At 59.9% G+C, this 19349-nt stretch carries 17 protein-coding genes and 1 tRNA gene; 1 reads left to right on the top strand and 17 read right to left on the bottom strand.

Going from position 1 to position 19349, the window contains the following annotated elements; translation table 11 throughout:
* Positions 1–58 precede the first annotated feature (58 nt).
* The 17 genes from DW180_RS07250 to DW180_RS07170 all read right to left on the bottom strand — a co-directional run bounded on the left by DW180_RS07250 (position 59) and on the right by DW180_RS07170 (position 17880).
* Complete coding sequence (locus DW180_RS07250; protein WP_118238192.1) at positions 59–1414, bottom strand: DNA recombination protein RmuC; 1356 nt, start codon at positions 1412–1414, stop codon at positions 59–61.
* 123 nt (positions 1415–1537) lie between these two features.
* On the bottom strand, positions 1538–1972 hold the full coding sequence (locus DW180_RS07245) for a hypothetical protein (protein WP_118238190.1): 435 nt from the start codon (positions 1970–1972) through the stop codon (positions 1538–1540).
* Positions 1973–2437: 465 nt separating this feature from the next.
* Positions 2438–3070, bottom strand: coding sequence for a hypothetical protein (locus tag DW180_RS07240; RefSeq protein ID WP_118238189.1), 633 nt, complete (start codon positions 3068–3070; stop codon positions 2438–2440).
* A 331-nt stretch (positions 3071–3401) separates the two neighbouring features.
* A complete protein-coding gene (gene rbr / locus DW180_RS07235; RefSeq protein ID WP_089573238.1) occupies positions 3402–3941 on the bottom strand; it encodes a rubrerythrin in 540 nt (179 codons plus the stop codon).
* A gap of 114 nt (positions 3942–4055) precedes the next feature.
* The gene (locus tag DW180_RS07230) at positions 4056–4961 is read right to left on the bottom strand and encodes an adenine glycosylase (RefSeq protein ID WP_118238187.1); all 906 of its coding nucleotides are present in this window, start codon (positions 4959–4961) and stop codon (positions 4056–4058) included.
* A 21-nt stretch (positions 4962–4982) separates the two neighbouring features.
* On the bottom strand, positions 4983–5468 hold the full coding sequence (locus DW180_RS07225; RefSeq protein ID WP_118238185.1) for an Rrf2 family transcriptional regulator: 486 nt from the start codon (positions 5466–5468) through the stop codon (positions 4983–4985).
* Between the two features lie 340 nt (positions 5469–5808).
* A tRNA-Asp gene (locus tag DW180_RS07220) sits at positions 5809–5886 on the bottom strand.
* Positions 5887–6297: 411 nt separating this feature from the next.
* Positions 6298–6765, bottom strand: coding sequence for a YfcE family phosphodiesterase (locus DW180_RS07215; protein WP_118238183.1), 468 nt, complete (start codon positions 6763–6765; stop codon positions 6298–6300).
* Between the two features lie 91 nt (positions 6766–6856).
* Positions 6857–7573, bottom strand: a complete 717-nt coding sequence (locus DW180_RS07210) for a LytTR family DNA-binding domain-containing protein (protein WP_118238181.1) — start codon at positions 7571–7573, stop codon at positions 6857–6859.
* Between the two features lie 72 nt (positions 7574–7645).
* Complete coding sequence (locus DW180_RS07205; RefSeq protein WP_118238179.1) at positions 7646–8989, bottom strand: histidine kinase; 1344 nt, start codon at positions 8987–8989, stop codon at positions 7646–7648.
* Complete coding sequence (locus DW180_RS07200) at positions 8986–10173, bottom strand: glycosyltransferase (protein WP_118238177.1); 1188 nt, start codon at positions 10171–10173, stop codon at positions 8986–8988. Before DW180_RS07200 ends, DW180_RS07205 begins: the two co-directional genes overlap by 4 nt.
* Positions 10174–10355: 182 nt before the next feature.
* Entirely contained in the window at positions 10356–11606 is a 1251-nt protein-coding gene (locus DW180_RS07195) for an MFS transporter (RefSeq protein WP_118238175.1), read from the bottom strand.
* Positions 11607–11707: 101 nt separating this feature from the next.
* On the bottom strand, positions 11708–12652 hold the full coding sequence (locus DW180_RS07190; RefSeq protein ID WP_118238173.1) for a zinc dependent phospholipase C family protein: 945 nt from the start codon (positions 12650–12652) through the stop codon (positions 11708–11710).
* Between the two features lie 91 nt (positions 12653–12743).
* Positions 12744–13478, bottom strand: coding sequence for a LytTR family DNA-binding domain-containing protein (locus DW180_RS07185; protein WP_118238171.1), 735 nt, complete (start codon positions 13476–13478; stop codon positions 12744–12746).
* A 38-nt stretch (positions 13479–13516) separates the two neighbouring features.
* Entirely contained in the window at positions 13517–14902 is a 1386-nt protein-coding gene (locus DW180_RS07180; RefSeq protein WP_233545218.1) for a histidine kinase, read from the bottom strand.
* A 117-nt stretch (positions 14903–15019) separates the two neighbouring features.
* On the bottom strand, positions 15020–16297 hold the full coding sequence (locus DW180_RS07175; protein ID WP_118238167.1) for an amidohydrolase family protein: 1278 nt from the start codon (positions 16295–16297) through the stop codon (positions 15020–15022).
* A 131-nt stretch (positions 16298–16428) separates the two neighbouring features.
* The gene (locus DW180_RS07170) at positions 16429–17880 is read right to left on the bottom strand and encodes an APC family permease (RefSeq protein WP_117735418.1); all 1452 of its coding nucleotides are present in this window, start codon (positions 17878–17880) and stop codon (positions 16429–16431) included.
* Positions 17881–18444: 564 nt separating this feature from the next.
* On the opposite strand from DW180_RS07170, the gene DW180_RS10515 reads away from it, so the two are divergent.
* Positions 18445–19275 (top strand): C39 family peptidase, encoded by an 831-nt coding sequence (locus DW180_RS10515; protein ID WP_233545217.1) that lies wholly within the window; start codon positions 18445–18447, stop codon positions 19273–19275.
* Positions 19276–19349: the final 74 nt, after the last annotated feature.

Raw genomic sequence — 19349 nt, 5'->3', positions numbered from 1 at the left:
CGATGCGAAAAGCGATGGGGCACCCGCGTTTACGCCGGCGACCCACCGTCCGTTGCGACTAGTCCTCGTCTTTTTGGTCTGCGAGCAGGCCTGCGGACTCCAAGCCCAAAATCGCGTCGGCTTCCTCAGCATCCTCCAGCGCGTCGATGTCCTTGAGCTTGCGCTCCATGACGTTGGTGCGCGTGGTAATGATGCCCTCGACCGTTTTGCCCGCGGTCTCGATCTGCTGCTGGGCGCGGCGCAGCGCCGCCTGATAGCGCGGCAGCTCGGCCTTGACGGCGGAGAGCACGCGCAGCACGTCGTCGGTACGTTTTTGCAGCCTAAACGTCTGGTAGCTCATCTGCAGGCTGTTGAGAATGGCGGCCATGGTGCTGGGACCGGCTACGTTGACGTGATAGTCGCGGCCCAGGATCTCGATAAGCCCGGGGCGGCTGACGATCTCGGCGTACAGCCCCTCAAACGGCACGAACATGATGCCAAAGTTGGTCGTTGCCGGCACACTCAGGTACTTTTCGCAGATGTCCTTGGCCTCGCGCTTGACCATGGTGTCGAGCGTCTTGCGCGCAGCCGCCACGGTCTCCGCATCGCCCGACTCCTGCGCGTCGAGCAGATGCTCGTACGCATCACCCGGGAATTTGGAGTCAATCGGCAGCAGCACGGGGTCGCCCTCGTCTACCGGCAGCTTGACGGCAAACTCAACACGCTCCGAGGCGCCGGGCTTGGTGGCAACGTTTTCCAGATACTGGTCGGGCGTAAGGATGTCCGCCAGGATCGCGCCCAGCTGCACCTCGCCCAAAATGCCACGCGCCTTCACATTGCCCAGCACGCGTTTAAGGTCGCCCACGCCGGTGGCGATAGACTGCATGTCGCCCAGGCCCTTGTACACGGCCTCGAGCTGGTCGCTCACCTGCTTAAACGATGCCGACAGTCGGTCGTTGAGCGTGCGAGAGAGCTTCTCGTCCACCGTCGCACGCATTTGGTCGAGCTGCACGTTGTTGTCTTTGCGGATGGCGCCCAGCTGAGCATCGACCGTCTCGCGCACCTTGTCCAGGCGATGCTCGATGCCTTCGCGGTTGGCGCCAAGCTGTTGGGCCGTCTCGCGGCGCAGGTCATCCATACGGTCGCCGGCCTGCGAGAACTCGCGCGCAATGGTCAGGTAGCGCTGCTGCTCTACGGCGGCATCGGTCGTCTGCTGCTGCGCGATGGCATTTGCCGTGCGGCGGGTTTCGGCCAACGCGACGTTCAGGGTGTCGAGCGTGCTGTTGGCCTGCTCGAGCGCTGCCAGCGTTTCCGCGCTACTGTCGCCACGCTCCCGCAGCTCGGCACGCAGGCTCTTGAGCTGGAGGGCGCAAGCCACAGCAACCCCCACCGCCACCAAGGCGATCACAACAAGCACAATATCAATAGCAGACATAAACTCCGCCCAACAAACCCAATCGAGCACCAATCAAAGCCGCGATCAATCTTACCCTGTCAAACGCAGTTCATGTCCAATCGAGCGCAGACAAGTTACCTTTGCGCTATGGGTGCTGGTCCGCTAGCTCTCCCAGCTGGCGCGGATGGTTGCTGCGACATCCCCCAAGCGCTGACCAAGAGCTGCCAAGTGCTGAAGTACCTCATTGGGCGAGGCGCCGTTGAGGATGCACGTGAGGGCATATGAGGCCAAGAAGATTGTCGCGAGCCCCATCGGGATCAGCACGATCATCGCCAGCGTACGCAGGCGCTGGGCCCAGAGACGGTGACGCGCACGACGTTTATCGAACGCGAGCTCCTGCGCATATGAATCCTGCTGTACGGAATAGGCCTCTGGCGCCGAGTCACACCCGGGCACAGCTGCAGGTACAGCAGCGGGCACGACATTTTGCGCAAAGGGCTGGGCTGCCGCCCCTTGCATTTGCATCTCCATGAGTCGTTGCTGCTGACGCGGCATGCGCTCAGCTTGTTGCTGCGGAGTCTCAAGAAACAGATCCATGCTGGCCTCCAAAATCGGAGCATTCGATGCTTACGACCAGCATCCCGCACCGCCATGACCGCGACAACGCAATCGCCGGCAATAGCCACAAAGTTTCTTTTGCTCAAAAGCCGTCGAAAAGCCCAACAACTCCCCTACCAGCACTTTCTCTGAGCTTTTTTCGCCAGCAATCTTTTGGCCTTCCACTCTTACGCCAACTGACCAAAATCTAACCAAAAACTTGACGAAAATTGTGAAGACAGGGACCCCACACAAAAACGTGCCGCCCCAAAAAGGGCGGCACGCAAACCAATCTATTAGCCAAAACTCGCTGGCAAGCTCGCGCCGTCAGACCCGCGGCGTATGCCTTTGCCTCGCGCGACCCTGCGAAGCCGTGAGCGAGAGGGAAAGGGATGCGCCGCGGGTCTGACGCCCGGAGCGGTAAAGCCAGCAGTTGCCCCGCGCTCCGCAGCTGGTGAAAGCAGATTACATGCCCGCGAGACCTCGAGCTGCGGTGGCACACATAAACGCCAGGACTAGGATCACGAGTGAGCCCGCGATGTCGACTAGCACGCCCATTGCGCGACGCTCAAACAGCCAGCTCTCAAAGTGCGGAGCGACGTTACGCCAGACACGCCACAACAAGATGCCCATGCCGATGACGCCAGGAATATTGAGCAGCAAAATCTCGGAGCACAAGAGGCCAATCAGGTTGCCGGCGGCAAAGCCCGCATCGCCCTCGCAGTATTTGCGATAAATCATGTACAACATGTATGCCACAAACGGCTGCAGGCACGCAGAGATAAACGTAACCACCATCGAGGGGTCCTGAGAAAAGACATCGGTGAGCTTATCGACACTCGTGGCATCTTTCGAAGCCAAGAACAAGCCAATGACCACCACGGGCACCACGCCCAAGATAACCTCGACCAGAGTAAACAACTTAGCAGTCAGATCCTCGCTAGCCGTATTGAGGTGAGGCGCCCACTCAGGATGAGCATGTGCACCGACCTTCTTGTCCTTCTCGGCACGATCGGCCTTTTTGCCCTCGGCAACCCGACGACCAGGATCCTTGCGAGTCCCCGCCGCAGCAACCCGAGCCCGAGACTTCTTACCCATACAAAAACACCCCACAACAGGAAATAAACCAAAACGCCACTACCCAGTGTACCCCTCAAACAAAGGCGCCGCCCCAACCCAGAGCAAACCCCGCCAACCAAGTAACCGAGCCATCAACCAAACGGCCGCAACCCAATCCCTATACAAAACGTGCCGCCCCTAAAGGGGCGGCACACAAACTTAATTATCAGCTTTTTTGTAGCGAGCACGCGACGACCCGAAGCCGGAGCGCAGGGCGGGGAATACCTTTGCCTCGCGCGACCCTGCGGAGCCGTGAGCGAGAGGGAAAGGTATTTCCCGCCCTGCGCTCCGCGGCAGCCAGCGCCAAGCGCTAGTAGTTCACCACCTGTTCCTCAAAGTACGCCTTCGGGTGGTTACAAACCGGGCACACCTCGGGTGCCTCGGCGCCAACATGCAGGTGCCCGCAGTTCAGGCACTTCCACACCTTTACGCCCTCGCGCTCAAACACCTCGCCCGACTCGATGCGCTCGACAAGTTTGTTGTAGCGCTCCTCGTGAGCCTTCTCGACGGCACCGACGCCACGGAACTTTGCAGCAATCTCGGCAAAGCCCTCTTCCTCGGCGGTCTTGGCAAACTCGTCGTACATCGTGGTCCACTCGTAGTTCTCGCCCGCAGCGGCATCACGCAAGTTGTCCAGGGTGTCGGGAACGGCGCCGTCGTGCAGATACTTAAACCACAGCTTGGCGTGCTCGGACTCGTTGCCCGCGGTCTCGGCAAAGATATTCGAGATCTGCACGTAGCCATCCTTCTTGGCCTTAGATGCGTAGTAGCGATACTTGGTGTGCGCCTGGGACTCACCGGCAAAAGCGGTCTCGAGGTTCTTCTTGGTCTGAGAGTTCTCAAAATCCATAGGTGTACTTCCCTTCAACACATGCCGCCCGTAGGCTTCGAGCGGCCTTGTCTTTAGGATGCCCTCAAGCCGAGAATTTAAACCTTACAATCCTGTTCTTCAGATTCGGGTTGGCTACACGCTTAGCCAGCGGTCACTCTCCACGCGGCAAAAGCCCTCACGCTCCAAGTCGGCCAAAATGCTTGCGACCAGCTCGCGCTCGACCGGCTCTCGGCCAGCTGCCGCCTCCATCTCGTTAACGCCTGCAACGGCCTCATCGAGCGTAATACCCGCCGGCTGCCCATCGCGCGCTGCCAGCAGCATGCGCACGATGTGGGCACGCTTTTGACGACGCGAACCCTCAAACTTGGACTGGCGACTATAGCCCGCCGATCGCCTAGACGGATTGGGCAACGTCTTCTTAAGATACGCACCATAATCCAGCAGCGCGTAATACCACGCGCGCGGCGTGTCGGCATCATCGAGCGGCACGGCAAAGGGAGCAATCTCATCCGCCGTCGCGCCGGGAGCCGCCGGACAGGCGGCCTGAATCAGCGGCACCAGCTCGCGATCAGGAACGGCCGGCACATCGGGAAAGAAATGATGCAGAAAGACCGTGCGCACGTTGGTCTCCAGATACACACCCGGTAGATCGAACGCGAACGACCGGATGCCCTGCGCCGTCGCCGGGCCAATACCGGGCAGGGCGACCAGGTCGCGCGTCTCACGTGGAAACTTCCCGTCCCAGTCCTCTACAACGCGCTGAGCGGCCTTGTGGAGCGCCAGGGCGCGTCGGTTGTAGCCCATCCCCTGCCAAGCGTCCAAAACATCGGAAGGCGCGGCCTGGGCAAGCGCCTGCACGGTTGGAAAGCGATCGAGCCACGCGGGCATACGCGTCTCCACACGCGGCACCTGCGTTTGCTGCAGCATAACCTCGGAAAGCCAAATAATGTACGGGTCGCGCGTACGGCGCCACGGAAGGTCGCGATAACGCAGGACCCCTTCCGAACGAATCATCGAACGAAAGGGGTCCTGAATCATGGCTATGCTCCTTATGCGGCGCTATTCCTCCCGGCAAGCATACGCGCAGGCGGCGTACTCGGGAAACGCATCGCGATCGGCGAACTTGGGATCGACGGCCGGGAACTGGCGATGGGCGACGATATCGCCGAGCGAAACGGAATCGAGGTAGTCGCGCATCAGCGCTTGAGCTCCGGCCCACAGGGAATGATAGCAGCACGTACCCATGCGCGCACAGTCGCCATCGGGCGCGGTGCAATCGTTCATGACGATGGGACCCTGAACGGCCTCAACGACCTGGCGGATGGTGACATCGTCGGGGCTGACCTTAAGACGCATGCCGCCATGGACGCCACGCAGGCTCTCCACAATACCGGCCTGAACCAAACCATGCTGGATCGAACGGGCAAACGAATACGGAACATTGACCTCTTCGGCGGCGGTTCGAACAGAAAGCAGACGCTCCGGGTCCTCGGCAAGCATCGCGAGCATGCGAAGGGCGTAATCAGTCTTCCTCGATATGTCCATTTTTCCCCTTTCAAAGAATAGGAACAGCTCGAACGAGCTCCGGGGCCGAGCTTACGTCGAGACACCAATGACCGTATGGACGCCCAAATTGCAAAATGGGTGCCCACTGAATGCCGTGTTTGAAGCCTCTTGCATCAAAAACGGCCCACAGTGCAATTCAGTATAACCTGCCCCTACTTCATTGAGCAGGCGTTGCGCAACAAATTCCTTGTTTGAACCATGTCTCAAGCGGAGCTTGTCCGAGAATTGGAAGGCTTTGGTTTTGGGCGAAAGGAGCCGATGGGATCAAGGTCCTATCAAACGCAAAAAACCACGTCCGGAGACGTGGTTTTAATTGCGTTGGCGGGAAGTACGGGGCTCGAACCCGCGACCTCCGACGTGACAGGCCGGCGCTCTAACCAAACTGAGCTAACTCCCCAGGCAGTCGTTCGCGTTTGTTTCCGCTCGCGTGCGCTGCGGGGATTAGTATACACAGAAGCCTGTCCGGTGCGCAACAACTTTTTTGAAAATATTTTTTGGGCCCTCCGGGAGGGTCTCCGGGGCCGGCTGGCGCGGGTTAAGTTTGCTGCTCTACAGTCCTGCGCAAGACGGAAAGCACATTAAGTGCTTTCCTTTGCGTGCGGAACTCGCGACAAACTTAATCCGCGCCAGCCGGCCCTGGAGACCCTCCCTACCGTCACTATGTTCAACCAGTTTTGCGGGCGTGCGCCGCTGCGCGGCTAGCCCGCGTGCTCCTCGGCGGGATTGGTCTGATGGATCTTGTTGAGACTCTGCCTTTTGCTGAAAGAAAAACGGGAGATGCGATCTGCATCCCCCGTTTTTGTTGCGGTTACTCCAGGTCAATAAATTTGGTGCTCAGGATCTTGCCGTCTTTGACAAGCATTCTGGCCATGGTGGGGCCTCTGGTGCCTCTGGGGTAGCTGGCGCTGCCGGGGTTGAGGACTAGGCAGCGGCCTACTTGGGCTTCTTTGGTTACGTGGGTGTGACCGTTAATGGCTACGTCTACGGATCCCACGGGCAGGTCTTCACGGTAGTGGGCTACGGCGAATTTGAGTCCTTCGTAGGTGAAGATGGCCAGACGGTCCACATCCGGACCGTAGTCGCGGTAGTAGTCGTTGTTTCCTAGGACCGCTCGCACGGGGGCGATGGTGCATAGATGCTCGTAATCCATCTCTGAGGTGAGGTCTCCGGCGTGGATGATCAGATCTGCGCCCTTGAGCTCGTCCAGAAGCGCGGGCGAAAGATAGCCGTGGGTGTCCGAGATGATGTCGATGCGCTTGGCGCTTGCACTGTTCATGGGATCCCTTCTTCAAAACCGATTCGACGTATATACAAAAAGCCCCACGGCTCCGCAGACAATTGGTCTACAGGGCTGCGGGGCCAGCGTGCTAGAGGCTCAGGGCCTTCTTGAGCGGCACAACGCGGCGGCGCGAGACCGGCACGCGTTCGTCGACGCCCGTAATGCCCAGTTGGATAGCGCCCGAGGGCACCGTCTCGACATCCGTGACGCACGCCAAGTTGACGATATAGCGGCGATGAACGCGAAAGAAGCCAAAGTCGCAAAGCTTGGCCTCGAACTGCGCCAGCGAAGTCGTCGATAGAAAACGGTCATCGACGGTATAGATACAGGAGTAATCGTCCTTGGCCATGATGAAGCGAATGTCATCCACGGGGATGAGGACCTTACGGCCGCCCTTTTCCACCGGAATGCGCTCGATGGTGGCTTTGCTGTCCGTGACGGGCTTGGCGTGCTGCATGACCTTCTCGATCGCGCGATCCAGGCGTGCCTCCTCAACCGGTTTCATTAGGTAATCGACAGCATCAACGTCGAACGCCTCGACGGCATGATCGCTATACGCGGTCACAAACACAATCGCCGGCGGATTCTTAAGCTTATGCAGTGCCTCGGCAAGCTGCAGGCCAGAAGCGCCGGGCATCGAGATATCGAGAAATACGACATCGACGCGGCTTTCCATCAACATCTCAATGGCGGAGCGGACGCTCGACGCCTCAGTGATCGTGCCGATCTTGCCCGTCTGCTCGAGCAAGAAGCGAAGTTCCGAACGGGCCGGGGCCTCATCATCCACAATCATCGCACGCAGCATAGGGATTAAACCTTTCGTCAACAAACTAGGCTGGGCATCCGCCGCTTGGCGTTGAGCCCATAGCCTTTTATTTTACTCTTGAATGTCAAAGATGCTCTCTGACAAATCAAGATGCAGGAGCACTTTGGTGCCCTTGCCCGGCGCCGATTCGACGCGCGTATAAGAGTGCGGTCCATAAAAGCGATGGATGCGCTCAGAAATATTGTGCATGGCCACGCCGGCGCCGCCGCCTTGCGGGGAACTGGCATCGGGGCGGGCGGAGCGCTCATCAAACAGCCTGGCGGCGGTGCCCTCGTCCATGCCCACGCCGTTGTCGGCCACGGCAATCAGGATTGCGTCGTCGCCGTCTTGATGGACGGTCACATCGATCTGCAGGGCATCGCCATCGCCCATGCCATGCCGCACGGCGTTCTCGACAATGGGCTGGATTACAAAGGCCGGGACCAACGTGTCCTCGACATCCTCGGAGACATCGAAGGTCGCCAGCACGCGGTCCTCGCCAAAGCGCGCCTTCTCAAACGTCAGGTAGCGCTTGGTCTGGGCAACCTCGCGCGAGACCGGGATAAGCGACCCCGAGTTGTCGAGCGTGGCGCGATAGAACGAGGAAAACTCGCGCAGCAGCTCGCGGGCACGCAGCGGGTCGGTACGCGTAAACGACGCGATGGTGTTGAGCGTGTTGAACAGAAAGTGCGGATTGATCTGCGCCTGCAGGGCACGCACCTCGGCACGGGCCGTGAGCTCCTTTTGCACCTCGAGCTCGTGGATGGCGAGCTGCGTGGACAGGATCTCGGCAAAACCCGAGGCGAGCGCATACTGGGTACGGTCGACGGCACGCGGGGTCTTGTAGTAGAACTTGAGCGTGCCGACGGTGCGGTCGCCCACCTTGATGGGCGCGATGATACCGGCGGGAACATGGTTGTGCGAGCCATCCGAACCCACCACGTCCACCACGCGGTTGAACGACTGCACGATGCCGTGCTCAATGACGTAGCGCGTGGCGAGCGTGTGGATGGGCGAATCGGGCAGCAGCTTTTCCTCGAACTCGCCCGCGCAGGCCAGCACGTTGCTCTCATCGGTGATGGCAACGGTCATGGCACGTGTCTCGGGCAGGATACGCCGGCACACCAAAAGCGCCGATTCCTGCGTCAGACCGCCCTTAATGTCCTCGAGCATGGCCGAGGCAACCGAGAGTGTCTCCTCGGTGTACTGGGAGCGTACCGAATCGGGATTGAGCGTCAAATAGATAAAGATGCACAGGAAGATGCACAGCAACGCACAGGCGATCACCGTGGCAATCGGCTCAATGCCAGTCGCCAGGGCAAAGATAAAGTACACCAACACGCAAACGGCGCAGACAACGGCGATGATGCGAAAGATTGAAATTGAATTATCGCGCTGGGCGCGGCGGTCGATCATTCAGCCCCCTCCAGGATGCTAATCAGTTGCGTGTCGCGCCAAAGTTCGTCCATGATCTTGGGCCAGAAACTCTGAAAACGCAGGTAGCTTGCGGCGTTTTGGCGGGCATATGTCTTGGCCTCGTCAATACCATGACGCCAGATACGCAGATACCCCTCGTGCTCGCGGGTAAACATGCTGCGAACCATGGCGGTCTTGCGCACGCGGTCGTCGAGCTCGCGCGAGATCCACGGACCCGGATAGGGCATGAGTGATGCGGCGGTAACCGGAATGAGCTCCTTTTGGTGCGCAGCGAACGTCAGCTTGGCCCGCTCGTAGTACCAACGGTACACGTCCTGCATAAAGCGCGGCGAGCGCTTCTCGGACTCGGGCGGCAGGTGGCGCACGGTCCACTCGTTATCGAACCACACGTCATAGCCGAACATGCGCATGTTAAACAGGTAGTCCAGATCCTCGCCGCGGGTGATAAACGGGTCGAAGGCCACGCGCGTAAAGGCGCGGGCGTGCAGGGCCATCAGGCCGCCGCACACGTAATTGGAACGCGAGATGCGGGTGCCCGAGAGCGCCTTTTTCATCCAGCGATTGAACTCGATACGCTTGGTCCACCAGCGATGGCAAATGCCCACTTTGTCCGTGGGAGCCAGCGGCGACCCGTCGCGATCGTAAAAGTATCCGCTCTTGACTAAAATCGGCAGGCCCTGACGCGTCTGTTGGCCCAGTGCATAGGTCGCACGCTTCATAAAGTCGGCATCGATGACGGTCTCGTCGTCATCCAAAAACACAACCGCGTCGTGCCCCAGCACCGCCGCACAGGCAAGACCCATGTTGCGGATGGCGCCGTAGCCGCGCAGGCTCACGCACTCGCCCGAGCCTTTGGGCGCGATCTGCGCCACGCGGTCGGCAACACGCGAAGCCTGAGTATTGGTAACGATGGTGACCTTAAGCGTGGGATGCGCATTAACGATTTCGTGCACGCGATGGGATACGTCGGCCGTGGCAGAAACCGGACAGACCACCAAGAGAATGATGCGCGGAATGTCGCGCACCTGTTCGAGCGAAGTCAGGCAGCGATCGAGTTCCGGGTTGGCGGCATTGAGCGACGTCGAGTGATCGTAGGTGCCGGGAGCGTTTGCTTGGGTATCATCGCCCGCCCAATATGTTGGGATCACAACCGTGGCGTTCATACCTTTACCCTCCTTGCAACACAAAAACGGGGCGCCGCCAAACACAGGCGACGCCCCGCGACCTAGCTGATTCCATCATACCCACTTGGGCTAAACATTGCTCGGAAGTCAGAATGATTTATGCGGCTACTTCCAAAAGAGTACTGCAGATAGGCACAATTGCTGCACTGAGCCCGATTGCCTTACGCCGCCGCCTGAGCCATGCGGGACAGACGGACCAGCAGCACAAAGCCAACAACCAGCAGAACGCCAATAGAAAGGACGCCCAGCGACGGGTTGCCGGTCAGCGAGGTGACAACCGACACCAGGAAGGTGCCCATAACGCTTGCGTAACGGCCAAAGATATCGAAGAAGCCGTAGTACTCGTTGGACTTTTCCTTGGGGATGATGCGGCCAAAATAGCTGCGGCTGAGCGCCTGCACGCCACCCTGGAACAAGCCGACCAAAATAGCGAGCACCCAAAACTCAAAGGCGGTCTTTAAGAAAAACGCGGCAAAGAGCACGATGCCCATGTAGGCGGCGACGGCCACCAAGATCATGTTGAGTGTGCCCACGCGACCGGCGAGCTTGCCGTAGATGATGGCGGATGGGAAGGCCACAAACTGCGTAACGAGCAGAGCCAGCACCAGTTGGGTCGAGTCGATGCCCAGAGCCGATCCGTAGCTGGTTGCCATGGAAATGACCGTGTGCACACCGTCGATGTAGAAGAAGAACGCGATCATGTAGACCAGCACGGTCTTGTTGTGGGCGATCTCGCGCATGGTGTGTCCGACCTCGGAGAACACGCCGCCCACGATGTGGCCGATGGTGTCCTCGGGACCGCGCTCGCGACCGTACTTTTGCTTATAGGTACGAATGAGCGGCAGGGTAAAGATGAGCCACCAGGCACCGGTGATGACAAACGACAGACGCGTTGCCAGCATGGTGGGGACGCCAAGAGCGGGGCCACCCATGATAAGCGCCAGGCAGATGATGAACGGCACGGTGGAACCGATGTAGCCCCAGGCATAACCCGAGCTGGACACGGCATCCATGCGCTCGTCGGTGGTAATGTCGGGCAGCATGGCGTCGTAGAACGTCATAGAAGAGTTAAGGCCGATGGTGCACAGCACGTACACGGTCAAAAATGCCATGGCGGACATGGGGATAGCCTGCGCCAGGCAAAGAACCAGGCCCGTGAGGAAGAAGCCCAAGAAGAACTTGATCTTGTTGCCGGCGTAATCGGCAAGCGCGCCCAGAATGGGCATGAGCATGGCAATGACCAGCGAGGCAATCGTCTGCGCGTTGCCCCAGGCGACCACCAGGTCTGCCGAGGAAGCACCGGTATTGATGGCGTTAAAGTAGATGGGCACCACCGAGGTATTGAGCAGCACGAGGGCCGAGTTGCCCACATCGTACATAACCCAGTTACGCTCGAGCTTGGTGTATTTCATTGACAGGGCCCCTTCGTATTCGCCCGATATGCAGTTAGTTCATCGTACCCCAATTGTCCAGAGGCACCGGTAAGGAATCGGCAAAGGGGCACGCACGAGCCCTACTCCTCGCGGTCGAACTCTTCGTCGGCGCCGAGCACGCGACCGCTGTAATTGACGTGGTTGGTCACGGCTTCCATATCGCCGGTCTCGATAAAGCGGGCGACGGTGAGCTCGTAATCGACCAGCGCGCGGTCAAAGACCTCGGGGAAGCTCTCGTTCGAGACCTCGTCGGTAAAGGGGTTCTTCCATGCCAAGTGGCCCAGATTGCCGGTACGCTCGGGCAGCTCGGTCGTCACGCGGTGCGCAAGGCCGTCGAGCAGCGAATAATCGTGCACCAAGCCCTCGAGCAGGGCAATCGCGCGCGTCTTGGCCGAACCGGCGGGCTCGATAGTGCGGTAGAGCAGCTGCATGTCGGCTACGGCGCCGCCGTACTCCCCCGCCGGGATGTCGATACCGTACACGCGCCCGGCGACGTAGCTCATCAGCACGCCGGCAACGCGATTGATGCGGTCGGTGGTAACGATCTCGCCCGCCGGCGGATAATCCTCGACCGTTGCCCCATCGCGCTTGAGCTGCAGCATCAGCACGTCCAAGTCGCTTTCGAGCACGGCATGAACTTGACTGCCCGAAGCCTCGAGCTCGGGATCGGACTCGACAATGCCAAACTGCTGCTCGTAGACAAAGGGATGGGCATTGCGATCGAGCACATAGTGCGACAGCAGGCCCAGCGCAAAGGCGCGACCCAGATTGGCATCGCGCGGCTGCAGGTGCGACACGCCGTCGCGCAGGCACGAGAACTGGCGCGACATGCGCGAGCGGTGCATGACCTGAGCAAGCGACATGCAGTCGGAAATGCGCGGAGTGAGCATGTGAAAGAAGAACGGGTCGGGACCTTGGTTTCCCAGGATAAAGGCGATGCGCTCCTCATCGGACGTGATAACGCCCTGCGGAAGACGGTCGATGCTTTCCTCGCCAAACAGATGATGCGTAATGAGCGCGGGCATAATAATCCTTTCGATTTCATTCGATGCAATCCATTATGCCCACCGCACAGTCATACCAAACCTGCAACGGCAAACGATGGCGCACCGACCCTTATGCAAGCCCCAAGTGCGATTTGACCTCGGCAGCGCGACGGCGTGAAACGGGCACCGTCGAGCTCACACGGTCGAGCCTGAGCTCCATCAGGCCCGTGGAACCGATCTCGACATTATGCACGTCTTCCAAATTAACCAGATAGCTGCGGTGGACGCGGATAAAGCCCTCGGAGGCCAGGCGACGCTCGAGCGAGGAAATCGACTCATTGATCAGGTACGCCCCCTCGGCGCAGACGGCGTTGCAAAAATCGGCGCGCGCCTCAAAGTAGCAGACATCCGCCACGGGAATGAACACCTTTTTGCCCCCGCGATCCACCGTCAGGCGCAAAGGCTGGCGCGGAGCATGGACGACACGGCGAGCGCCCAGGGCAGTCTCGATCTTGTCGAGCGCCTTTGACAAGCGGGCATCCTCGACCGGCTTGACGATGTAATCGACAGCATCGAGGTTATAGGCATCGGCCGCATACTCGGCAAATGCCGTCACAAACACCACGACCGGCGGCGTCTTTAGGTTCTGCAGCGTCTCGGCAAGCTCAATTCCCGAGCGGCCGGGCATGGTAATGTCTAAAAACAGCACGTCGGGCTTGTTCGACAGAATCGACTCCACGGCTTCGGTGACATTGCCCGCCTCGGCAATCTGACCCACACGCGCATCCTTTTCCAACAGATAGCGTAGCTCAGCCCTAATTGGAGGCTCGTCATCAACCACCAAGATGTTCCAGCCTTCGAACATATGCGCTTCCCCTCTTTTTCTCTCAATCCAACTGCGTACTACACCGTTAGCGGCGCCGGCTCATGCGGCTCGCCGTTCAACTCAACGATGACCTGCGTTCCCACGCCCTCCTGGGACTTCACGCGCATGCCAGAATCTTCTCCGTAAAAGAAATGGATACGCTGAAGCACGTTGAAGAGCGCCAGGCCGCAACCTCGCTTGACGGAGCCGTCGGCGGTAATGCTCTCGGGCTCCTCTCGGCGATGCTGCTCAAACAGATGCGCGCAGACTTCTTCGCTCATTCCGATGCCGTCGTCTTCGACGATGATCTCCAAGCCGTCATCGGTCTCGAAAGCCCTAACACGAATAGAAAGCGGCTCGATCTCGCGCTGCGCATGCTTGATGCAGTTTTCGAGCAGCGGCTGCAAGATAAACGGCGGTACCAGGCTGTCGCGCACCTCGAAGTCGATGTCGACCGAAACGCGCAAACGGCCGTCGCCATACCGGGCCTGCATAAGATTGATATAACGAGTGCCCTGTTCCACCTCGTGCTCGAGCGTGGTGAGCGTATCGGAGTCAGAAAGCGTCTGACGGTAGTAATTGGAAAAGTCGATCAGCAGCGATCGTGCCTTGTCGGGCTCGGTTCGAACGAGCGACACGATCGTGCTGATGGTATTGAAGAGAAAATGCGGGTCGACCTGCGACTGCAGGGCGCGAAGCTCAACGCGGGCCGTGAGCTCGTCCTGACGCTCGAGCTCAAAGCTGGCGAGCTGCGTGGAAATGAGATCGGCAAAGCCCGAGGCAAGGGCCGTCTGGCGCATATCAATGCTGCTCAGGCGGGGGTAATACAGCTCGAGCGTGCCCACGCAATGCCCGCGCACGGTAAGCGGCGCGACAATGCCGGCGCGCAGACGGGGAAAATAACCGCCCGTCTCATTGGATGTGTCACGCGAAAACACGCTCTGCTCGCCCGTCTCAATCACACTGAGCGTGGTCTTGAGCACGACCGGGGTGCCGGCAGGGCACTTTGCCGAGTCCTCGCCCCAGCTTGCCAACACCTGTTTGCCATCGGTAAAGCAGATGGCAGAGGCGATGGTCTCGGACAGGATAATTTTAGAGGCGCCCAGGGCCGCTTCGGGCGTAAGGCCGCGCGACGTGTACGCGAATATTTTTGATGCGATGGCGAGCGTACGGTCGGTTGCGCTCGATGTGAGGTCGTCGGGGACCACAAAGACATACGAGAAGAAGAAGCACAGCATGACCAAGCCGGCAATAACGACAACGCCCGGAACGGGATTGGGATTATCGGTTAAATCCCAGATAAGCAGCAGGATAAGCGCCGGAACGACAACACCGAGCAGGATGGCCTGGACCACATGCTGGGCCGTACGAAAGACCTTGGTAGAGTTGTAGCTCTTGCCCAGAATCAGCCTGTTTAAATCCATCGTCATCCCCTTTTATCTACCGCACCCATAGCAATAAAGAGGGCCGCAAGCGACCCTCTCCATTGCATTATGCAATCAAATACTGTGTTTTACATCCAGTCGTCGATGAACGGTAGCTTAGGCGCTGTATTTGTTACCCTCGCCAAAGGTGCCAGCCTCGACAATCCAGCCGTCCTTCATGATGACGTCCATGTTGTCGGTGTTGAGCACGTGGATGTCGGCGGCGACGTCACCGTTGACGACCAGCAGGTCGGCGCACTTGCCGGCCTCGATGGAACCGGTCTCGTCCTCGATGTGGCACATCTTGGCACCGTTGAGGGTGGCGCAGGTGATGGTCTCGACCGGGGTGAAGCCGATCTTGTCGACGAACTCGTACATCTCCTCGATGGAGCAGTTGCCGTACGGGGTGACGAAGGAGAAGGAGTCGGAGCCGATCGTCATGACGACGCCGCGCTTCTTGGCCTCGCGCAGGCAGTCGTAGTTGCGCTGCAGCTCCTTCTCGACCAGGGTGCCCTCGTACTTGTCGTGCAGCTCGGGGACGTAGACGGGCGGATAGGTGGCGTACCAGGTGGGCAGGAAGGCGATCGTCGGGGTGAAGAAGGTGCCCTGCTCGGCCATGAGGTCCATGGTGCGCTCATCGATATCGAAGCCGTGGATCAGCTGCTCGCAGCCAAAGCGGACGGAATCGTAGGCAGCGGCGTGGTTGTTGTAGCAGTGGCTCCACACGGGGATGCCGACCAACTTGGCCTCTTCGATCACGGCCTGGATCTCCTCGGAGCAGTAGTGCTGGTCGCGACCGGAGTCCCAGCGCCAGATGCCGCCACCGGTAGCCCAGATCTTGATGGCATCGGGGTTCTCGCGCAGGCGACGACGGACGGCCTTACGCAGATCCCAAGGACCGTCAACCTGGTCGCCCCAGGGGTGGGATTCCTTGTTGAGCTGCTGAGTGCAGTGGTGGGAGTCACCGTGGCCGGCAACGCGGCAGAAGCCGAGGCCAGTGGCCAGAACGCGCGGGCCCTTGAAGACGCCCTTGTCGATGCAGTCGCGGATCTGGATACCAAAGCGGCCGATCTCGCAGACGGTGGTGAGACCGTGGGTGAGGCAGTCGTAGGCCTGCTTGACGGCGACGGCCTGCTTCTCGAGGAGCGGCTGCATGACCCAGTCGGTGTCATCGTCGGTCAGGTTGCCCGAGAAGTGCAGGTGGGTGTCGATCAGGCCGGGAAGGACGGTCTTGCCGGCGGCGTCGATAACCTCAACGCCCTCGGGAAGGTCCTGCATAGCACCGGCATACTCGATCTTGCCGTTGTCGTCGACGAGAACGAGGGAGTTCTCGACCGGCTCGGCACCGGTACCGTCGATGAGCTTGCCGCCAACGATTGCATACTTAGTGGACATGGTTCCTCCTTATGGATCCATATAGTGGGCGAGGCCGCGTTGGGTTAAGGCCTCACAAAACTACCCAAGTGGTGCCGGGTTCAGTGCGCGGGAGAGAGGGTTCCGCGCACCCGATCCGCCCCGGCTAGGCGTTATTTTTTGCGGGAATTGGTGAAGGCCATGAGGGCCAGGCCAACAGCCAGCCAGCCGATCACGATGCTCCACTCCACCATGTTGAGGGAGGCGGGAGAGAACGGGATCACGAGCAGGCCAATGATGGTGCCGCAGGCAACGATAGCGAGGCTGATGCCAAACTTGCCGCCGGGCACCTCGTAGGGACGAGGCAGGTCGGGCTCGGTGAAGCGCATGCGCAGGCAAGCGAGGGCGACCATGCCGCAGGAGAAGATGAAGGCGAGGGCCGACACGTTGGTCAGAGGGATGAGCATGTTCTTGCCCAGGAACGGACCGACGACGGTGATGACGCCCAGAACGACGCAGGCGAGCTTTGGAGCGCCGGACTTGGGATCGACCTCGGCGAACTTCTCGGGCAGCTGGCCCTTGCGGCCCATGGCGAGCATGATGCGGCTCGTGGCGCCGTAGAAGGAGTTCATCGGGCCCATGGGTCCAAGCGTGGCGATGACGAGCATGGCCAGGTACAGGAGCATGTTGATGCCCTTGAGGCAGGCAAGCGCGGGAACCGGGCTCTTAACAAACTCATGCCAGTCGAGGATGGTGCCGAACGAGTAGATGCAGACCATGTAGAAGCCGCCGGCGGCCAGCAGGGCCAAGGAGATGATCTTGCCGAACTTGTTCCAGTTGAGGCCCTCGGCTGCTTCCTCAGCCTGCTGAGGAATGGTGTCGAAGCCGGCGTAGAAGAACGGGGTCAGAACCAGGACCGAAACGATGCCTGCGAACAGACTGGTGCCCTCGGTAGCGGGCTTGCCGCCGCCAGCACCGGTGACCTGGGAGAACACGGGCATGGCGTTGTCCGGCGAGCCGGTGAACAGCGAGACGCCCATGGCGAGCAGCATGCCGCAGAGCAGGGCCTTGGTCAGGAAGGCCTGCAGCTTGGCGGCCGAGCTGGCACCGCGGAAGTTGAGGAAGATGACGTAGGTTGCAAAGCCGAGCGCGATTAGCGTCGGGAACAGGTAAACGTCGGCGCCCAGGATGGTGTAGAGCTTGACGGCGCGCAGCCACTCAAGGCCGGGCAGGCTGCCGAACATCTCGGACACGAGGGTCGAGATGGCGATGGCCTCCCACGGGCACAGGATGCCGTTGCCCAGGGCCAAAAGCCATCCGGTGATGTAGCTCATCGTACGGCCAAAGCTACGATCGACATACTCGACGATGCCGCCCGAAATGGGGATAGCAGCCGTGAGCTCACCGAAAACAGCTCCGACGGGCACGAGGAAGATTGCACCCAAGAGGAATGCGATCATAGCGGGAACGGGACCGCCGCCCACGACCATCCAGTCGCCGACCTGCAGAACCCAACCGGTACCGATGATGGCACCGAAACCGATGGTGAAGAAGTTCCAGAGCGAAAGCGTTTTCTTCATGCCGCCGTTATCCTCGACTGCAACTTCTGCATTCTTGTCCGCCATTGTTCCCCTCCTTTCCTTTTTGACGCCCCTTGGCGTCACCCCTTGCGCGGTCCGTTTTGCCGCGCGCTTTTATTCCATGGCTTTAAGATACGGCCTTGGCGCAGCAGCGCCGCTCGCAGCTCGACCGAAGGCAGAACTGCAAAACGAGCGGCACCGTTTTTGGGACGAACGGCACGGTTTGCCGCTCATTGTTGTCGCCCGTCCGACGGGCGTACGCTCATCGGACACATAGAGAGATGTTTTTGAGGCCGTGTGTTTTGCGCCTTTCGTACCGTTTACCGAGCTTTTGACGCGCGGACCCATTTGTTGCACATCTTTTTTGTAGGATAGACAGGTTATACATGAGACAAGGCGGTACGAATGGCATACGGATACAACGACGGTGATCAACGGCGACAAAGCGTTCGCCTTGCTGGCCGCACCACGCCGACGCCCAGAAGTGCCACGAGCAGCAATCCGCAACGCCCTCAAGAGCAACCCAGGCCTTCGTCTCGGCAGCAGACAAGCAGAACACGGCAGAGTGGCCGTCCGAGCACGGGCACAAGCGCGCAGCAAGATAGCCGCTTGGGCGCGCGCACTCGACAGCGCCAAGCCGAGGTTCCGCAACTGCGCCGCAACGGCGCACGTCAGCCCGGCATCCATATCAACCGCTTCTTTTCGCATCCCCAAGGCGGACGCGACGGCAAGCCCTACCGCTCGACATCGTACGTGAATGCCCCCGCCCTGCCGGCTCGTCGGCTTTGCCTCGCACTGTGCTCTATCCTCATCTGTCTGGTCTTTGTGCTTATGAGCTCCTGTATGTCCCACGGCTCGGCCGGTCTCGAGCCCACCGCCGAGGACAAGCTGCTCAAGGCCCCCGTCGCGCCCGGTTGTTCTTTCGCCTTTTCGACCCCGCGCTCGCAATGGCAAGCCGGCACGATGCCCCATATCTATCAGATCGACCCTGCATGGTCGGAGCTGCCTTACGCCGGCGGTACCATCCGCCAAAATGCTTGCGGGCCTACGTGCCTCACCATGGTCTATATCTTTAAGACGGGACGCACCGATATGACTCCCGTCGATATGTGCGCGCTTTCCGAGGCAGGCAATTACGCCCCCACCGGTGCAACCGAATGGTCGTTTATGACGAGCGGTGCGTGGCAGTTGGGACTTAACGGAACGGAGCTTCATAACGATCGCGACTCGATGACTCAGGCGCTGCGTTCGGGAGCGCCCGTCATCGCCGCCGTTCGGCCGGGCACCTTTACCAACGTGGGCCACTACATTGTGCTTTACGGTATTGACGACGCCGACCAGATTGAAGTCTTCGATCCCAACTCGGCCAGCCGCAGCGCCCGCCGCTGGGGCGTCGTAGAGGTCCTTAACGAAGTCGAAGCCATGTGGGCCTACTACTAGTCATTGGGCACTCATTGGGGACAGACTTAAATGAGTGGTCCCAGGCTGCCCGGAACTGCCGGCTCGGAAAGCGC

Source organism: Collinsella sp. AM16-21 (assembly GCF_003471905.1).
Classification (GTDB): Bacteria; Actinomycetota; Coriobacteriia; order Coriobacteriales; family Coriobacteriaceae; genus Collinsella.
Note: the sequence above shows the minus strand (reverse complement) of the source record. Positions and strands in the feature narration are given on the sequence as shown.

Coding starts and splice junctions, on each gene's coding strand:
- DW180_RS07200 (WP_118238177.1), bottom strand. CDS start 10,173: ATGAACGCCACGGTTGTGATCCCAACATATTGGGCGGGCGATGATACC.
- DW180_RS07225 (WP_118238185.1), bottom strand. CDS start 5,468: ATGGACATATCGAGGAAGACTGATTACGCCCTTCGCATGCTCGCGATG.
- DW180_RS07205 (WP_118238179.1), bottom strand. CDS start 8,989: ATGATCGACCGCCGCGCCCAGCGCGATAATTCAATTTCAATCTTTCGC.
- DW180_RS07245 (WP_118238190.1), bottom strand. CDS start 1,972: ATGGATCTGTTTCTTGAGACTCCGCAGCAACAAGCTGAGCGCATGCCG.
- DW180_RS07175 (WP_118238167.1), bottom strand. CDS start 16,297: ATGTCCACTAAGTATGCAATCGTTGGCGGCAAGCTCATCGACGGTACC.
- DW180_RS07190 (WP_118238173.1), bottom strand. CDS start 12,652: ATGCCCGCGCTCATTACGCATCATCTGTTTGGCGAGGAAAGCATCGAC.
- DW180_RS07180 (WP_233545218.1), bottom strand. CDS start 14,902: ATGGATTTAAACAGGCTGATTCTGGGCAAGAGCTACAACTCTACCAAG.
- DW180_RS07215 (WP_118238183.1), bottom strand. CDS start 6,765: ATGAACAGTGCAAGCGCCAAGCGCATCGACATCATCTCGGACACCCAC.
- DW180_RS07240 (WP_118238189.1), bottom strand. CDS start 3,070: ATGGGTAAGAAGTCTCGGGCTCGGGTTGCTGCGGCGGGGACTCGCAAG.
- DW180_RS07170 (WP_117735418.1), bottom strand. CDS start 17,880: ATGGCGGACAAGAATGCAGAAGTTGCAGTCGAGGATAACGGCGGCATG.
- DW180_RS07210 (WP_118238181.1), bottom strand. CDS start 7,573: ATGCTGCGTGCGATGATTGTGGATGATGAGGCCCCGGCCCGTTCGGAA.
- DW180_RS07195 (WP_118238175.1), bottom strand. CDS start 11,606: ATGAAATACACCAAGCTCGAGCGTAACTGGGTTATGTACGATGTGGGC.
- rbr (WP_089573238.1), bottom strand. CDS start 3,941: ATGGATTTTGAGAACTCTCAGACCAAGAAGAACCTCGAGACCGCTTTT.
- DW180_RS07250 (WP_118238192.1), bottom strand. CDS start 1,414: ATGTCTGCTATTGATATTGTGCTTGTTGTGATCGCCTTGGTGGCGGTG.
- DW180_RS07185 (WP_118238171.1), bottom strand. CDS start 13,478: ATGTTCGAAGGCTGGAACATCTTGGTGGTTGATGACGAGCCTCCAATT.
- DW180_RS07230 (WP_118238187.1), bottom strand. CDS start 4,961: ATGATTCAGGACCCCTTTCGTTCGATGATTCGTTCGGAAGGGGTCCTG.